Raw genomic sequence first — 14939 nt, forward strand, 5'->3', positions numbered from 1 at the left:
GGCCGCAGGTCAGCTCTTCCCGCAGTGCAGCGGAGACGGCGGAACGGCCCCGCAACGGTCCGCTGCCCTCCGCGTTGGCGAGTCCAGATGCTCATCACCCCACCCGGGCGCCTTCGCCGCGCCCACCCCGACGGAAGCGCCCCTGGCTCCCTCCTCCGTCCCGGCCGCAACGTCTGGCGCGCGACGCGGGCCGGGCGCGCGGCCGTGCTGTCCGACGGCGCGACCTATTTCGGCGCGCTGCGTCAGGCCATGCTGAACGCGCGCCGCACGATCCACGTCGCGGGCTGGGACATCGACAGCCGCATGCGCCTGGTCGGCGATCTTCCGGCGGGGCAGGCGCCGGCGGACGGGCTTCCGGATACGCTCGGCGCTTTCCTCTCCGCGCTGACGGACCTCAACCCCGACCTGACGATCCGCCTGCTGCTCTGGGACTACTCCGTCCTCTACGCGATCGAGCGGGAGCTGCTGCCCGTCCTCTCGCTCCGCTGGAACACGCCGCCGCGCGTCGAACTCTGCCTCGATGCCGAGACGCCCTTCGGCGCGTCCCACCACCAGAAGGTCGTCGTGGTGGACGACAAGGTGGCGTTCTGCGGCGGGCTGGACCTGACGATCCGCCGCTGGGACACGCAGCGCCACGATCCCGACGATCCGCGACGCGTGGACCCCGCCGGCAAGCCCTACCCGCCCTTCCACGACGTGCAGGCCGTGGTGGATGGGGAAGCCGCGGCCACGCTCGGCGCGCTGTTCCGCACCCGCTGGCTCCGCGCCGCTGGGGAAAGCCTGACGCCCACGGAGACCGATGCGTCGCACGACCCCTGGCCCGCTTCCACGGCGCCGGACGTCACGGACATCCGCACCGGCATCGCCCGCACACGGCCGGAGCACCGGCTGCAGACCCCGCGGCGGGAGGTGGAAGCCCTCTACCTCGACAGCATCGCGACGGCGGAGCGGCATGTCTACCTGGAGAACCAGTTCCTCACCTGCTCCCGCATCGCGCGCGCCATGATCCGCCGCATGCGCCAGAAGCCGGGCCTGGAGGTGGTGATGGTCGCGCCGAAGACGCACCACACCTGGCTCGAGCACCGGACGATGCTCGCTGGCCGGATACGCTTCATGAACCTGTTCCGTCGTGCCCGCCTGACCGACCGCGTGCGCCTGCTCTACCCCCACGTCACCGGCTCCCAAAGCAGTGGCGCGGGAAGCGAGCGGGAGGTGATGGTCCATGCCAAGGTCATGGTCGTGGACGACCGGCTGATGCGCGTTGGCTCCTCGAACATCGCGAACCGCTCCATGGGCCTCGACACCGAATGCGACCTCATGTTCGAGGCGCGGGATGAGCCGCAGCGCGCGGCGATCGCGCGGATGCGCGACCGGCTGATCGGCGAGCATCTCGGCCTGTCGCCGGAGGACGTGGCGTCGCGTCTCGCCCAGACCGGCTCCCTCATCGCCGCGGTTGATCGTGGCGGCGCCGACGGTCATGACCTGCTTCCGGTGAAGGACGGGCGCCGTGCCGTGCGCGATTTTTCTCCCGCATCGAGCGCGCGGCCGACCCGCGCCGCCCCATCGCGGCGGGCGAGGCGCTGGCCGACTACATCGGCCATCCTGACTCGCCGCCGCCATCCGGCCGTGCGGGGCCGCTGCTGTTCCGCGTCGCGGTCACCCTCGCCGTCGCGGGCGCGCTGGCGCTGCTGTGGAAGGCGACGCCGCTCGCGACGATGAGCAGCGCCGAGAACCTCGGCGCGATGCTGGGGGCGGCGGGCACTGGGGCCCGGTCGCGGCCTTCGGGCTGTTCCTGCTGCTGGGCTTCGTCGCCTTCCCCGTTAACGTGCTGATCGTCGGGACGGCGGCGGCTTTCGGCACCTGGCCCGGCCTGCTCTATGCCGGGGTCGGCGCGATGGTCTCGGCGGTCGCGACCTACGGGCTGGGGCGGTGGTTCGGGCCGGACCTGCTGCGGCGCTTCCTCGGGCCCCGGGTCAACCGCATCGCGCAGAAGGTGAACCGCAACGGCATCGTCGCGGTGACGACGGTGCGGCTGCTGCCGGTGGCGCCCTTCACGCTGGTCAACCTCATCGCCGGCGCGCTGCGCGTGCGCGTGGTGGACTACGTGGTGGGCACGGCACTGGGCCTGCTGCCGGGGATCCTGCTGCTCTCCTTCGCAGGGGATAACCTGGGGCAGATCTTCTCCGATCCGTCGCCGCGCAAGATCGGGATCCTGATCGCGGTCATCGCGGTCTGGGCGGGGCTGACCTGGGCGCTGCAGAAGCTGGCATCACGCCACCGCGACCGGAAGGACGGCAAGGCGCGGGCCTGACGCCATGGCCGCGCCCGATTTCCGCGTCCCCGCGGGGGCGCCGACGCTCCGCGTCATGACCTGGAACATCCATGGCGGCGTCTGCCCGCGCGGGTCCTACGACCTGGCGCGTGTGATCGCCCTGATCCGCCGCCACGCCCCCGATGTCCTGGCTTTGCAGGAAGTGGAGGGCCGCAACCGGCCGGGGGAGCAGCCCTTCGTGGCACTGCGCGACGCCCTCGGCGGCCACGCGGCCGATGCCGTGACGATGCGCGGGGAGGCCGGGGGCTACGGCCACATGCTGATCACCCGCTTTCCGCTGGAGGACGTGTCGCTCCACGACCTCTCCGCCCCGGGGCGGGAGTCCCGCACCGCGATCGCCGCGAAGGTCGCGACGCCTGCCGGCCCTCTCCGGGTCATCACGGCCCATCTCGGCCTGGGATGGCGGGAACGGCGTGCCCAGGCCGCGGCGATCGCCGCCCTGGCGCGCCGCCACCCGGACTGCCCGACCGTCGCGATGGGCGACTTCAACGACTGGACGCCGCGCGGCCCGGTGGACCGGGTGCTGCTGGGACCGCTGCCGTCCCGTAGCGGGACGCGGACCTTCCCGTCCTGGCGGCCGCTCCTCTCGCTCGACCGGATCTACTGCCGGCCGCGCGCGGTCATGCTTCGGGCCTGGACGGACAAGGCGGCGCGGGAGGCGTCGGACCACCTGCCGGTGATCGCGGACCTGGCCTTGGTCGGCGGGGACGCGACGGCCACAACGCGGCTCGAGGTGCCCTGACATGCCTGCCGCGCGGGATCGTTCATTGTGACCGCCGCGGCGATGCCCGATATCCCCACCGTAACATGCCCTTTCCCTCCCTCCCCGCTCCGCTCGCGGAAGCGCTGACCGCCCGCGGCTACGCCGAGCCGACCCCCGTCCAGTCCGCCGTCCTCGCGGAGGGCACGGCCGGGCGCGACCTGCTCGTCTCCGCCCGCACCGGCTCCGGCAAGACCGTCGCCTACGGCCTGGCGCTCGCCCCGGACCTGCTGGGCGACGCGGCCCGCCTGCCCGCGCCCGGGGATCCGCTCGCCCTCGTCATTGCCCCGACCCGGGAACTGGCCCTGCAGGTCCGGTCCGAACTTGCCTGGCTCTTCGCCCAGGCCGGGGGCCGGGTGGCGCAGGCCGTCGGCGGCATGGACCCGGTGGCCGAGCGCCGCGCCTTCCAGCAGGGCACCCACTTCATCGTCGGCACCCCCGGCCGGATGCGCGACCATATCGAGCGCGGCAACATCCGTGCCGGGAACGTCCGCGCCGTCGTCCTCGATGAGGCCGACGAGATGCTCGACCTCGGCTTCCGCGACGAGCTCGAAGCCATCCTGGCGGCGCTGCCGGAGACGCGGCGCACGCTGATGTTCAGCGCGACGGTCCCCCGCCCCATCGCGACCCTGGCGAAGACCTTCCAGAAGGACGCGCTGCGGATCGAGGCTTCCTCGGCCGACGAGCCGCATGGTGACATCGCCCACCGCGCCTACCTCGTCGCCCCGCAGGACCTGGAGCGCGCGGTGGTGAACACGCTGCGGCTCGAGGACGCGCCGCTTTCCATGGTCTTCTGCGCCACGCGCGCCGCCGTCGCCCGCCTGCACGGCAACCTGAGCGAGCGCGGCTTCCGCGCCGTCGCCCTGTCCGGCGAACTGACGCAGGCCGAACGCACCCGCGCCATCGCCGACCTGCGCGACGGCCGCGCCCGCGTCTGCGTCGCGACGGACGTGGCCGCGCGGGGCCTGGACCTGCCGGAACTCGACCTCGTCATCCATGCCGAACTGCCGCGCGACCCCGAGACCTTCCAGCACCGCTCCGGCCGAACGGGCCGCGCGGGGCGGAAGGGGACCTCGGTGCTGCTGGTGCCGCTCTCGCGCCGGCGCACGGCGGAGCGCCTGCTGGGTACCGCGCGCATCACGGCGGAATGGTCGCCCGCACCCACCGCCGAGGCCGTCCGCGGCCGCGACGCCGACCGGCTCGCGGAGAAGGCGGCCGCCCTGATCGCGGAAGGCATCGCCGAGGAAGACCTGCCCGTCGCCCGCCGCCTCATCCCCGACGCGGCCGAGGGCGACCCACGCTTGCCGCTGGCCGCCGCCCTCGTGAACGTCCTGCGCGCGCCCCTGCCCGCGCCGGAGGAACTGGCGGAGGTCAGCACCCGCCCCGCACGCCGCGACCCGCGCGAGGCCGGGCCCCACGACGCCCCGGACGGCCGCGGCGCGCCGGGCGAACACGGGGATGGCGGCGTGTGGTTCCACCTCGACATCGGCCGCGCCGGGAAGGCGGACCCGAAATGGCTCCTGCCCGTCCTCTGCCGCCGCGGCGACGTATCGCGCGCGGAGATCGGCCGCATCCGCATCCTGGCGCAGGAGACGCAGTTCGAGGTCGCCCCCTGGGCCGCTGCGCACTTCGCCGAGGCCATCCGCCGCCCCGCCGGCGGGGAGGACGCCCGCATGCGGATCGAACCGATGGGCGCCGTGCCCCACGCGGCCCCGCGCCCACGTCCAGCGGCGCGCCCGGCCTCAGGCCGCGCGGCGCCGCCACGGGGAAAGCCACGCCGCCAGGCGTCCTGACCGGATCGGAGGCTTCGCCGCCTGGGCGGCCTCGGCCGCCCCGCGCATCGCGAAGCCGATGACCGAATCGGTCCAGGCGACCGGGCAGCGGGACGGCTCCCAAGTGTGCCGCAGCGCGTGGATCAGCCGTAGCGCTTCGCGCGCGCCGGCCTCCGCCTCGACGCCCCTCCCGATCCGGCCGCGCGCCCGCGCCTCGGCCCAGCGCAGGAAGGCGACGTAGTCCGGGCGGGACCCCGCCTGGGCTGCCGCCAGCCACCCGCGGGGATTGGCCCACTTATCCTCGGCCCATTTGTCCTCGGCCCATTTGTCCTCTGCCCTGCCTCGTCCCACGCCGCACCCCTCGCCCCGACGGGGCCTGAGGGACCCCTGGCGGTAAGCCTCTGCCGCCGGTGCGGTCCGGGTCTTGTGCCGGGATGCCGGTCATTTTCTCCGCTTGCTGCCGCGACCGGTTTGACCGCAGCCTCCTTCCTCGACGATGCTGCGATGCAGCAATGACTCGGGAGTGACCCATTGGCCCGCGCCGGACCGGACCCGACGCTCGCCGAGGTGTATGGCCGCGGCCATTACGCGCCCTTCACCCGCGGCCTCCGCCTCGCCGGCTCGGCGCCGCTGGCGCTCGTGCGCTTCGCCCAGCCCGGCGGCGAGTTCCCCGACCCGCCGACGACCGATTTCACGCTCGCGGTGAGCGAGCGGGGCAGCGGACGCATGCGCTTCGACATCGGCACCGGCCGCCGCGAGCGTCCTTTCCGGCGCGGCGACCTCGTCCTGAAGCCGCCGGGGGTCGCGACCTTCTTCGCGAACGACGCGCCGCACGGGAAGAGCTTCATTTCCCTCCCCGCTGCCTTCGTCGCGGCGCGTGCGGCCGCGGCCGGGCTTCCCACGCCCTCTGCCGGCGGCGTCGCGTTCGGGCGCCTGCACGACGATGCCTTCCGCTCGGCGCTGCTGACGCGGTTGCTGGACCTGCTCTGGTCGGATGCGGGCGACGAGGGCCCGCACGGGCGGCTTTTCGCCGACGGCGTGATCCTCGCCCTCCTCGCGACCCTCGCGCGCCTCGCGGCACCCGAGGCACCGCGGGACGCCGTCGCCTCGCTTCCGCCGGCGCGGCTGCGCGCGGTGCGGGACTTCGTCGCCGCGCATCTCGGCGAATCCTTCGGGCTCGATGAGATGGCTGCGGCCGCCGGGCTCTCGCCCTGGCACTTCGCCCGCGCCTTCAAGGTCGCGACGGGCCAGACGCCGCGTGCCTATGTCGCTGGCCTCCGCGTGGAGCGGGCGCGGGAGCTGCTGGCCGAAGCGGCGCTGCCGCTGGCACAGGTGGCGCAGGATTGCGGCTTCGCGGACCAGGCGCATTTCACGACCGCCTTCAGCCGCGCGACCGGCCTGACGCCCGGCGCCTACCGGCGCGCGCTGCGCGAGTAGAGCGGGGCGAACAGAGCGGCGCGAATAGGGCGGCGCGGACGCGCTACGGGGTGCGGGCCTGTCCGGCCCCAACGTCGCGGAAGAAGCCCAGGAAGGCCCGCAGCCGCGCGGAGAAGCGGCGGTTCGGCGGATAGAGCGCGACGACGGACCGCGTCGCCCCCGCGTGGTCGGCCAGCACCTCGATGAGCGTGCCGCGGTCCAGGTGTTCCTGCACGACGTAGTGGCCGGTCTGGAACAGCCCGCCCCCCGCCAGCCCGAGTGCGACCATGCCCATGGGGTCATGCGCGATGACAGGGCCCGGCGGCGGCGCGATCGCCAGCGGCTTTCCATCGCAGCGGAACAGGAAGTCGAAGGCCCGGGGCACGCCGGGCCAGAGGAAGCCGATGCAGCGGTGCCGCGCGATGTCCTCCGGCACCGCCGGCATGCCGTGCGCCGCGAGGTAGGCGGGCGCGGCGAAGACGCCGATCGGCAGCGTCTCCAGCACGCGCTGGATGAGGGAGGAGGGCGGTTGCTCCCCGATCCGGATGACGAGGTCGAAGCCTTCCTCGACGAGGTCGATGACGCGGTTGGTCACGTGCACCTCCGGCATGACAGCGGGGTGGCGCGCCATGAAGGCGGGCAGGCGCGGCAGGATGCGGACGTTGCCGTAGGTCGTCGGCACGGCGATGCGCAGCCGCCCCGCGACCTGGCCCGCCGCGCCGCTGACGGCCTGTCCCGCTTCCTCGATGGAGGCGAGCGCCTCTCGGCAGCCCTGGAAGTAGACCGCGCCTTCTTGCGTCAGGGTCACGCGACGCGTCGTTCGGGTGAAGAGCGGCGTGCCCAGCCGCGCCTCCAGCCGCGCGACGGAGCGGCTGACGACCGAGGGGGCGAGGCCCATCGCCCCTGCCGCACGGGAGAAGCCGCCGAGGTCGGCGACGCGGCAGAAGACCTCGACGTCGGAGAGGGCTTGCGGGCCGAGGCGGTCGGACATCTTTGCCCATGAAACAATAATGATTTCGATAGAGGCCTGATTATGCGTCTCGGCGCATCGTGGCAAACCCTTCCCATCGGCGGCGAGCGCCGCCCGGGACGAGAGGAGACCGACGATGACCAAGGGTGCCACGGAGATCCTGACCCCGGCCGACTACGCCTGGGGCCCTTTCCCGATCCCCGGCCATACCGGCACGATCAGCGCGGCCTTTCTCAACCGCGACCTGACCGCCGGCCCCGTGACCGCCGCCATGCGCATGGAGCCGGGCGCCCGCATCCCGGCCCACGTCCATGACCGCTCGACCGAGGCCTTCCTCGTGCTGGACGGCGACTTCATCAACGCGGGTATCACCTACGGCCCGGGGACCTTCTTCTCGGTCCGTCCCGGCGAGGTGCACGGCCCGCACGAGACGAAGGGCGGCGCGACCATCGCCTTCTTCCAGTCGAGCGAGGTGGACCCGACCGACTTCCGGATCGCCGAGTGAACGCGGGCGCTGATCGGAAGGAGACGGCGATGAACCAGGAAATGACGCAAGGGCGGGTGCTGCGGGCGGAGAAGGTGACCTTCTCCCCCTTCAGCCTCCCGGGCTTCACCGGCGGCACGGCGGCCGCCTTTCTGAACACCGACACGACGCAGGCGCCGTTCGTGGCCCTGCTGCGGCTGGAGCCGGGCGCAGTGCTCGCGCGGCACTACCACCCCAAGGCGATCGAGGCGGTCTACGTGCTGGACGGCGAGATGATCAATGACGGGGAGCGGCTGGCGCGCGGCTCCATGCTCTCCCACGGTCCGGGCGTGTTGCACGGCCCCCATGCGACGGAGACGGGCTGCACGCTGATGTTCATCCAGTACCCGGGCGTCGGCCCGGACGACAGCGTCTTCGTGTGAGGGCGGCGGGGCCGGCGCCGGTCCCGCCATCCTTCCGCTCCCTATCCCAGGCCGAAGAGGGGGATCGGCTTCTCGGTCGCCCGCAGGCTCGGCCGCGCGGCGGCGCGGGCGAACCATTCGGAGAGACGGGGACGGGCGGCGATGAGGTCGCGGCCCACCCCGGTCATCGCCAGGTTCTGGATCATCGGCAGGGCGAGCAGGTCGGCGAGGGTCAGCGCTTCGCCGACTGCCCAGGGACCGGCCCATTGCGATTCCAGCGAGTCGAGAATGGGGGCGGTGCGCGACGCCGCCGCATGCACCGCCTCCGCGTCCGGCGTGCCGCCATTGGCCTGGACGTAGGCCTCCCCGAAGAACACGCCCATCACGGCCGTCGGGTAGAGGTAGGCGGAGACGCCGAGCAGCAGCGCGCGCATCCGGGCGCGGTTGACCGCCTCCTCCGGCACGAGGGACGGGCCGGGGAAGGCCTCGTCCACGTAGTGCAGGATCGCGATCGATTCGGAGAGGGCGAGGTCGCCGTGCCGCAGCACCGGCACCTTGCCGAAGGGGCTGATGGCGCGGAACGCGGGATCGGCCAGGTCGGCGGGCGTCATGTCGCGGTGCTCGTGCGGCACGCGTTTCTCGTTCAGCGCGGCGCGGACGGCGCGGACATAAGGGCTGAAGCCCCAGCCATGCACGGTGAGGGTCATCGGGTCAGGTCCTGTCGGAAGCGGGGGATGGCCCGGCGTTGCCGCCGGGCCCCGGGCTGCGTCGATGCGTCGCGTCAGCGGCTGACCGGGCGCGCGGCCACGTCCACGAAGGGCTGCGGCAGCCCCTGCACGCCGAGCTGGATGAGGGCACGGGGCCAGTCGAACTGGTCCCAGTGTTCCTGCAGCATGCCGTTCCGCACGGACCAGACGTCGATCACGTCGAACTCCACGCGCTGCCCGCGCGCGGCGATGCCGAGGAAGGGCGCGCCGGTCAGCGTCCCCGTCCAGGTCCAGCGCGTGACGACGCGCTCCGTCGTCGCGAAGACGTCGTGCAGGATGAAGCGGCTGTCCGGCATGGACTGGTAGATGACGGGGATGAAGTCGATCAGCCCCTGCCGGCCCTGGGGCACCAGCGGATTGTGCTGGATGTAGTCGGTGGCGACGATGCGGTTGAGGATGCGCACACGCTCCTCCTGCGACCGCTCGTTCAGCAGGACCTCGGAGAAGGTGCGGCCGAGCCAGGTGTTGTAGGCGACGGTGCCGGGCGCGGCCGGCGGCTCGGTCATGCGGGGCGTCGCCGGCGTGGCGGGACGGGTCTGGGCGAGGGCGGGGGTCGCGGCGAGCAGGGCCATCGCGGCGAGGAGGCTGCGGCGCATCGGTGAAGTCTCCGGCGGGACGGGTGCGGCGGGATGCCGGCCACGTCCTGGCTCCGGAATATGGACCGATCGATCCACAATCAAGCGAAATCTTGACTGATCGGTCCAAAAAGCCCAGTCTCCCCGGCATGAGCGGCAGGCCGCGCGAGTTCGACCGGGACAAGGCGCTGGAGGACGCGATGCGCGCCTTCTGGGCGGCGGGCTATGAGCGCACCGGCCTGCCCGACCTGCAGGCGGCCATGGGGATCGGGCGGCAGAGCCTGTACAACGCGTTCGGCGACAAGCGCGCTCTGTTCCTCGAAGCGCTGGATCATTACGGCACGACGCAGTTCCGCTGGCTGCACGAGCAACTGGCCGCGCCGGGCTCCGGCCTCGCCAACGTCCGCGCCGTGCTGGTGGCCTGGGTGGAGGCGGTGACGGCGCCGGGCTTCAAGGGCTGCCTCGTCTGCAACTCGACCGTCGAGTTCGGACGCGACGCCGAGGTGACCGCGATCACCGAGCGCCACAACGGCGCGATCGAGGAATCCTTCCACGCGGCGCTCCGCCGCGCGCTGGAGGAAGGGGAGCTGCGGCCGGGGACGGACATCCGGGCGCTGGCGCAGTTCCTCGCCAATCTCGGCCAGGGCCTGGCGCTTCAGGGGCGTGGCGGCCTATCACGCAACAAGGCGGCGGCGATCTGCGGCGTGGCGGAAGGTTTGCTGGACGCGGCGGCGCAGCCGGCCTGACGCAGCGCGTCCGTCGCACGGTTGCCTGACGAACGGCGCAGCGCCGCGCTCGGGGGCGGGCTGCCCGGGCCCGGCGGGTGCCTCCAAAAAGGGTTCCTCAACTCCCCGCGCGACCCCACACTAGGGGCATGGCCGCACCCGCCCCCGTCGTGCTCGATACGCCCGATCCCGACTTCGCCGACCTGCTCGCGGCCCGCCCGCACCTGACCGCGCACGCGATGGACGGGCTGGTGATGGAGGACGTGCCGCTCGCCGCCGTCGCGCGGGACCATGGGACGCCGACCTGGGTCTATTCCGCCGGCACGCTGCGGCGCCGGGCGCGGATGCTGCTCTCCGCTCTGCGGGACGCCGGGCTGGACGCTTCCATCCACTACGCGATGAAGGCCAACGACAGCCTCGCCGTCCTCCGCGTGCTCCGCAGCGAAGGCCTGGGCGCCGACGTGGTGTCGGAAGGCGAGTTCCGGATCGCGCTCGCCGCGGGCATTCCCGGCAGCGCCATCGTCTTCTCCGGGGTCGGCAAGACCGCGGGGGAGATCGCCTTCGCCCTCTCCCACGGCGTCATGCAGATCAACGCCGAGAGCGCGGAGGAGGTGGAGCGCATCTCCGCCGTCGCGTGCTCGATGGGCGCGATGGCGCCGGTGTCGCTGCGCATCAACCCGGACGTGGACGCGCGGACCCACGCCAAGATCTCGACCGGCAAGGCGGAGAACAAGTTCGGTATCGCCTGGACCGATGCCGCGGCCCTCTACGCGCGGATGGCGGGGATGCCGGGCCTCCGCCCGATCGGCCTCGCGGTCCATATCGGGTCGCAGATCACCGAGGGCATGGCGGGCTTCCGCGCGGCCTATGCCCGCGTCGCCGAATTGGCCCAGGGGCTGATCGCCCGCGGGTTGCCGGTCGAAAGGCTGGATTGCGGCGGCGGCCTCGGCATCCCCTACCGCGACGAGATCGCGCCGACCCCGGCGGCGCTCGCCGGCGCCATCAAGGCGACGCTCGGCCCGCTCGGCCTGCCGGTGATGCTGGAACCAGGGCGCTGGATCGCGGGGCCGGCCGGGGTGCTTCTTTCGTCGGTCGTGTTGCAGAAGCGCGGGGCCCAGCGGCGTTTCGTGGTGGTGGACGCCGCGATGAACGACCTCCTCCGCCCCGCGATGTACGACGCCTGGCACGGGATCCTGCCCGTGGCGCCGGACGCCCTGCGTGCGCCGCTGGCCCCGGCGGACGTGGTCGGGCCGGTCTGCGAGAGCGGCGACACCTTTACCCGCGGGCGGTCCCTGCCCGACCTGCCGCCGGGCGCTCTCGTCGCCTTCCTCGATGCCGGGGCCTACGGGGCGACCATGTCGTCCACCTACAATGCCCGGCCGCTCGCGGCCGAAGTGCTGGTGGACGGCGCCCGCACCGCCCTGATCCGCCCGCGGCAGGACGTGGAGGCACTGATCGCGCACCAACGCGTGCCGGAATGGCTGGACGGAGGCGCCGCGTGAGGCCGCCGTTCCGGCGCGCGGGCGGCGCCGCGGCGCCACCGCCCCCCTGCGCGCACCCGCCCGCCGCACCGCCGCCCGCCCGCCCGCCGCGGGCCGCCCGGTCGCCCCGCCAGCCCGGGGCATCGCTACGTGACCGGGCCGGCGCGCCCCGAGGGACCGGGGGCGAACCCCGCCCTTCGCCGCCTCGCCGGGCTTCGGCGGCGCGCCCGCCTCGCCCTCCTCTGGGAAGGCCTCTGGCCCCTCGCCTGGCCCGTTCTCGGCGTCCTCGGGCTGTTCCTCGTCGCGGCGCTGTCCGGGGTATTCCTGATCCTGCCGCCGGTCGTCCACGCGGCGATCCTGGCCTTCTTCGTCACCGGCCTCGGCCTCGCGCTGCTGCGCGCCTGGCGCGGGATCGCGATGCCGCGGGACGATGCGGCGGATCGTCGGTTGGAACAGGCCTCCGGCCTGCCGCACCGGCCGCTGACGACGATCGCCGACCGTCCCACCGGGAACGATCCGGCATCCCTCGCCCTCTGGAAGGTGCACCAGGATCGGGAGGCCGCGCGGATCCGCGCGCTCCGCGTCGGAACGCCCCGCCCGCGCCTGCCTTCCCGTGACCCGCGGGCGTTGCGCCACGCCCTCGTCGTCGCGCTGCTCGCTGCCTTCGTCGCGGCGGGGGGCGAGGCGCCGGAACGGCTGCGACGTGCCCTCTGGCCCGACGCGGCGCCGGTCGCCGGCCCTGTCGCCCCGGGCGCCCGGCTCGAAGCCTGGGTCACGCCGCCCGCCTATACCGGCGCAGCGCCGATCTTCCTCGACAGCGCCGGCGGCAGCGCCACCGTCCCGGCCGGCAGCCGGCTGCGGATCGCGCTCTCGGGCGGCGCCTCCGACGCCACGCCCACGTTGCTGCGCGACGGGGCGGAGGCCGGGGCCTTCACCACCCTCGGCGCCGGCAGCCACCTGGCGGAGGCCACGCTCGACACCGGCGGCCGGATCACGGTGCGCCAGGGGCCGGCGGAGGTCGCGACCTGGTCCCTCGTGGTCCAGGCGGACGCCCCGCCGCGCATTTCCTTCGCCGAGCCGCCAGCACCCGCGCAGCGCGGCCTTGCGATCCGCCTGCCGTGGCGGGCGGAGGACGACTGGGGCGTCGCCGCGGCCCGCGCCGAGATCCGGCTGGAAGCCCGGCCCGACGCCGCGCCGATCACCCTCGACCTCTCCGTTCCGCCCGGCCATCCGAAGGCGCCGCGCGGCGTCGCCGCGCCCGACCTCTCCGCCCATCCCTGGGCCGGGCTGCCGGTCCGCGCCCGGCTCATCGCGCGCGACGGCGCAGCGCAAGAGGGGGCCTCGGACGACGCGCCGCTGACCTTGCCGGAGCGGAGCTTCAACCACCCCGTCGCCCAGGCCCTGATCGCCATCCGCAAGGGGCTGTCCGTTGCACCGCACGACCGCGAGCGAGCCGCCGCCGGGCTGGAAGCGATCGCCGAGCACCCCGAGACCTTCGAGGGCGACAGCGGCACGCTCCTCGCCCTCCGCTCCTCCCGCAGCCGCCTGAAGGATGACGCGCGGGCGGAGGCGGTGCCGGAGGTGCAGCAGACGCTGTGGGAACTCGCCCTGGCCTTGGAGGAGGGTCGCACCGACCGGACGTCCCGCGCCCTCGTCGACGCGCGCCAGCGGCTGCGCGAGGCGCTGCGCGAGCGCAGCGAGAGCATGGCCCGCGACCGCGAGGAACGGGACCGCGCCTCACGCGAGGCCGCCGAGGAAGCGCGGCGCGAGCAGGAGGCGCGCGAGGGCCGCGACCGCGAAACGCCGGAGCAGCGGGCGCAACGCGAGGCCCGCGAGGCGAACGAGACGCCCGAGCAGCGGGCGGAGCGGGAGCAGCGCGAGCAGGCCGAGAGCCAGCAACGCGACCAGGCGGCCCGGGAGCGTGCCGAACAGCGCGAGCAGGCCGCGCGCGAACGGGCGGAGCAGCGGGAACAGGCGCAGCGCGAGCAGGGCGAGCAGCGTTCCCGCGAACGCACCGCCGCCGACCGCCGCATCCAGGAACTGCGCGACGCCATCCGCCGCCACCTCGACGCGCTGGCCGAGCAGTTGCAGCGCGAGAACAACGAGGTGATGCCGGACCCGCAGACCGGCCAGCAGCAGCGCCGCGAGGCCGATCGCCGCACCCGCCGCATGCAGGAACAGAACCGCGCCGACCGTCCGGAGGACGCGGAGCGCGAACTCGCCGAGCTCGAGCGCATGCTGGACCAGTTGGAGAACGGCGAACTCGCCCAGTCCAACCAGGAGCAGCGCCGGCAGCGGCGAGAGCGCGGGCAGCAGCAGATGGGCGTCGTCGGCGACATGGTGCGGCGCCAGTCACGCCTCCTGGACGGCGCCCACCAGCGCGATACGGCGGAGGAGGCGCGCCGCAACCGGGAACGCCGGCCCTTCACGCCCTTCGCGCAGCGCCCGCCCTTCCAGCAGCCCGACCCCGGCGCCTCGACCCGCGAGCGGGAGGAGGCGCAGGCCGAGGCCAACCGCGACGCCCGGACGCAGCGTGCCCTGCGGCGCGCCCTCGGCGAACTGATGCAGCAGCAGGGCGACCTGACGGGCGAGGTGCCCGCCCCGCTCGGCCGCGCCGATCAGGCGATGCGCGAGAGCGCGGAGGCCCTGACCGAAGGCCGCGACGCCCGCCCGCACCAGCAGCAGGCCATCCGCGAGTTGTCGGAGGGCGGCCGCCAGATGGCGCAGCGCATGGCCCGCCAGTTCGGCCCGCCGCAGGAAGGCGAGGGCGAGGAGGAAGGCGAGGGCCAGGGCGACGCGATGGCCGAGGGCAGCATGCAGGGCGGCGAGGGCCAGGACCGGATGGCTGAACTCGGCGAGGGCCGCGACCCGCTGGGACGTCGCCTTCGCGAGGCCAACGGCTCGAACGAGGAAGGCGGCGATACCCGCGTGCCGGATGAGGCGGAACAGCTCCGCACCCGCCGCCTGCAGGACGAACTCCGCCGCCGCAGTGCGGAGCGCGAACGGCCGGCTGGGGAACTGGACTACATCGAGCGGTTGCTGCCGCGGTACTGAGCGCGGGGTGTCGCGCTGGTGGCCCCGGAGGAAGGCGCTGGCTTCCTCCGGACCTCCATCCGCCAGGGGACTCGTCCCCTGGACCCCGCCGATCAAGGGCATCCCAAATAGATCGAGGTCCAGGAGGCAAGCCTCCTGGTGGGTGGAGGGTCCGGGAGGAGGGCAAAGCCCTTCTCCCGGGACGGCGGGCGAAACGCCCGAC

Annotated in this window: 14 protein-coding genes; 10 read left to right on the forward strand and 4 right to left on the reverse strand. The window is 73.9% G+C overall.

Annotation, left to right across the window (positions count from 1 at the left end; all coding sequences use genetic code 11):
• Positions 1–87 precede the first annotated feature (87 nt).
• The 4 genes from ACE7GA_RS11835 (at position 88) to ACE7GA_RS11850 (ending at position 4885) form a co-directional block, all read left to right on the forward strand.
• On the forward strand, positions 88–1719 hold the full coding sequence (locus ACE7GA_RS11835) for a phospholipase D-like domain-containing protein (protein WP_376099606.1): 1632 nt from the start codon (positions 88–90) through the stop codon (positions 1717–1719).
• A complete protein-coding gene (locus ACE7GA_RS11840) occupies positions 1691–2311 on the forward strand; it encodes a TVP38/TMEM64 family protein (RefSeq protein ID WP_376099608.1) in 621 nt (206 codons plus the stop codon). Before ACE7GA_RS11835 ends, ACE7GA_RS11840 begins: the two co-directional genes overlap by 29 nt.
• 4 nt (positions 2312–2315) lie before the next feature.
• Positions 2316–3074: an endonuclease/exonuclease/phosphatase family protein gene (locus ACE7GA_RS11845; RefSeq protein WP_376099610.1), complete on the forward strand. Its 759-nt coding sequence runs from the start codon at positions 2316–2318 to the stop codon at positions 3072–3074.
• A gap of 65 nt (positions 3075–3139) precedes the next feature.
• Complete coding sequence (locus ACE7GA_RS11850) at positions 3140–4885, forward strand: DEAD/DEAH box helicase (protein ID WP_376099612.1); 1746 nt, start codon at positions 3140–3142, stop codon at positions 4883–4885.
• Here ACE7GA_RS11850 and ACE7GA_RS11855 read toward each other — a convergent pair.
• Positions 4835–5215: a hypothetical protein gene (locus ACE7GA_RS11855; RefSeq protein WP_376099613.1), complete on the reverse strand. Its 381-nt coding sequence runs from the start codon at positions 5213–5215 to the stop codon at positions 4835–4837. The two genes, ACE7GA_RS11850 and ACE7GA_RS11855, sit on opposite strands and share 51 nt — an antisense overlap.
• A 180-nt stretch (positions 5216–5395) precedes the next feature.
• Here ACE7GA_RS11855 and ACE7GA_RS11860 point away from each other — a divergent pair, with 180 nt between their 5' ends.
• Complete coding sequence (locus tag ACE7GA_RS11860; protein WP_376099615.1) at positions 5396–6301, forward strand: helix-turn-helix domain-containing protein; 906 nt, start codon at positions 5396–5398, stop codon at positions 6299–6301.
• A gap of 43 nt (positions 6302–6344) precedes the next feature.
• Here the strand turns inward: ACE7GA_RS11860 and ACE7GA_RS11865 are convergent, their stop codons facing one another.
• The gene (locus tag ACE7GA_RS11865) at positions 6345–7271 is read right to left on the reverse strand and encodes a LysR family transcriptional regulator (protein WP_376099617.1); all 927 of its coding nucleotides are present in this window, start codon (positions 7269–7271) and stop codon (positions 6345–6347) included.
• Positions 7272–7386: 115 nt separating this feature from the next.
• Between ACE7GA_RS11865 and ACE7GA_RS11870 the strand changes: the two genes are divergently transcribed.
• Positions 7387–7755: a cupin domain-containing protein gene (locus ACE7GA_RS11870; protein ID WP_376099619.1), complete on the forward strand. Its 369-nt coding sequence runs from the start codon at positions 7387–7389 to the stop codon at positions 7753–7755.
• Positions 7756–7784: 29 nt separating this feature from the next.
• Entirely contained in the window at positions 7785–8156 is a 372-nt protein-coding gene (locus ACE7GA_RS11875; protein ID WP_376099621.1) for a cupin domain-containing protein, read from the forward strand.
• Positions 8157–8197: 41 nt separating this feature from the next.
• On the opposite strand, the gene ACE7GA_RS11880 is transcribed toward ACE7GA_RS11875, so the two are convergent.
• Both ACE7GA_RS11880 and ACE7GA_RS11885 read right to left on the reverse strand, forming a co-directional pair.
• Positions 8198–8842, reverse strand: coding sequence for a glutathione S-transferase family protein (locus ACE7GA_RS11880; RefSeq protein ID WP_376099623.1), 645 nt, complete (start codon positions 8840–8842; stop codon positions 8198–8200).
• Positions 8843–8916: 74 nt separating this feature from the next.
• Positions 8917–9498, reverse strand: a complete 582-nt coding sequence (locus ACE7GA_RS11885; protein ID WP_376099625.1) for an ester cyclase — start codon at positions 9496–9498, stop codon at positions 8917–8919.
• Between the two features lie 128 nt (positions 9499–9626).
• On the opposite strand from ACE7GA_RS11885, the gene ACE7GA_RS11890 reads away from it, so the two are divergent.
• From ACE7GA_RS11890 to ACE7GA_RS11900, 3 genes are all read left to right on the forward strand, one after another.
• Positions 9627–10223, forward strand: coding sequence for a TetR/AcrR family transcriptional regulator (locus ACE7GA_RS11890; RefSeq protein ID WP_376099627.1), 597 nt, complete (start codon positions 9627–9629; stop codon positions 10221–10223).
• Between the two features lie 128 nt (positions 10224–10351).
• Positions 10352–11704 (forward strand): diaminopimelate decarboxylase, encoded by a 1353-nt coding sequence (gene lysA / locus ACE7GA_RS11895; protein WP_376099629.1) that lies wholly within the window; start codon positions 10352–10354, stop codon positions 11702–11704.
• A 129-nt stretch (positions 11705–11833) separates the two neighbouring features.
• A complete protein-coding gene (locus tag ACE7GA_RS11900; RefSeq protein ID WP_376099631.1) occupies positions 11834–14737 on the forward strand; it encodes a DUF4175 family protein in 2904 nt (967 codons plus the stop codon).
• Positions 14738–14939: the final 202 nt, after the last annotated feature.

It is taken from the genome of Roseomonas sp. CCTCC AB2023176 (assembly GCF_042259275.1).
GTDB lineage: Bacteria > Pseudomonadota > Alphaproteobacteria > Acetobacterales > Acetobacteraceae > Roseomonas.

Coding starts and splice junctions, on each gene's coding strand:
- ACE7GA_RS11835 (WP_376099606.1), top strand. CDS start 88: ATGCTCATCACCCCACCCGGGCGCCTTCGCCGCGCCCACCCCGACGGA.
- ACE7GA_RS11845 (WP_376099610.1), top strand. CDS start 2,316: ATGGCCGCGCCCGATTTCCGCGTCCCCGCGGGGGCGCCGACGCTCCGC.
- ACE7GA_RS11850 (WP_376099612.1), top strand. CDS start 3,140: ATGCCCTTTCCCTCCCTCCCCGCTCCGCTCGCGGAAGCGCTGACCGCC.
- ACE7GA_RS11865 (WP_376099617.1), bottom strand. CDS start 7,271: ATGTCCGACCGCCTCGGCCCGCAAGCCCTCTCCGACGTCGAGGTCTTC.
- ACE7GA_RS11870 (WP_376099619.1), top strand. CDS start 7,387: ATGACCAAGGGTGCCACGGAGATCCTGACCCCGGCCGACTACGCCTGG.
- ACE7GA_RS11875 (WP_376099621.1), top strand. CDS start 7,785: ATGAACCAGGAAATGACGCAAGGGCGGGTGCTGCGGGCGGAGAAGGTG.
- ACE7GA_RS11880 (WP_376099623.1), bottom strand. CDS start 8,842: ATGACCCTCACCGTGCATGGCTGGGGCTTCAGCCCTTATGTCCGCGCC.
- ACE7GA_RS11885 (WP_376099625.1), bottom strand. CDS start 9,498: ATGCGCCGCAGCCTCCTCGCCGCGATGGCCCTGCTCGCCGCGACCCCC.
- ACE7GA_RS11890 (WP_376099627.1), top strand. CDS start 9,627: ATGAGCGGCAGGCCGCGCGAGTTCGACCGGGACAAGGCGCTGGAGGAC.
- lysA (WP_376099629.1), top strand. CDS start 10,352: ATGGCCGCACCCGCCCCCGTCGTGCTCGATACGCCCGATCCCGACTTC.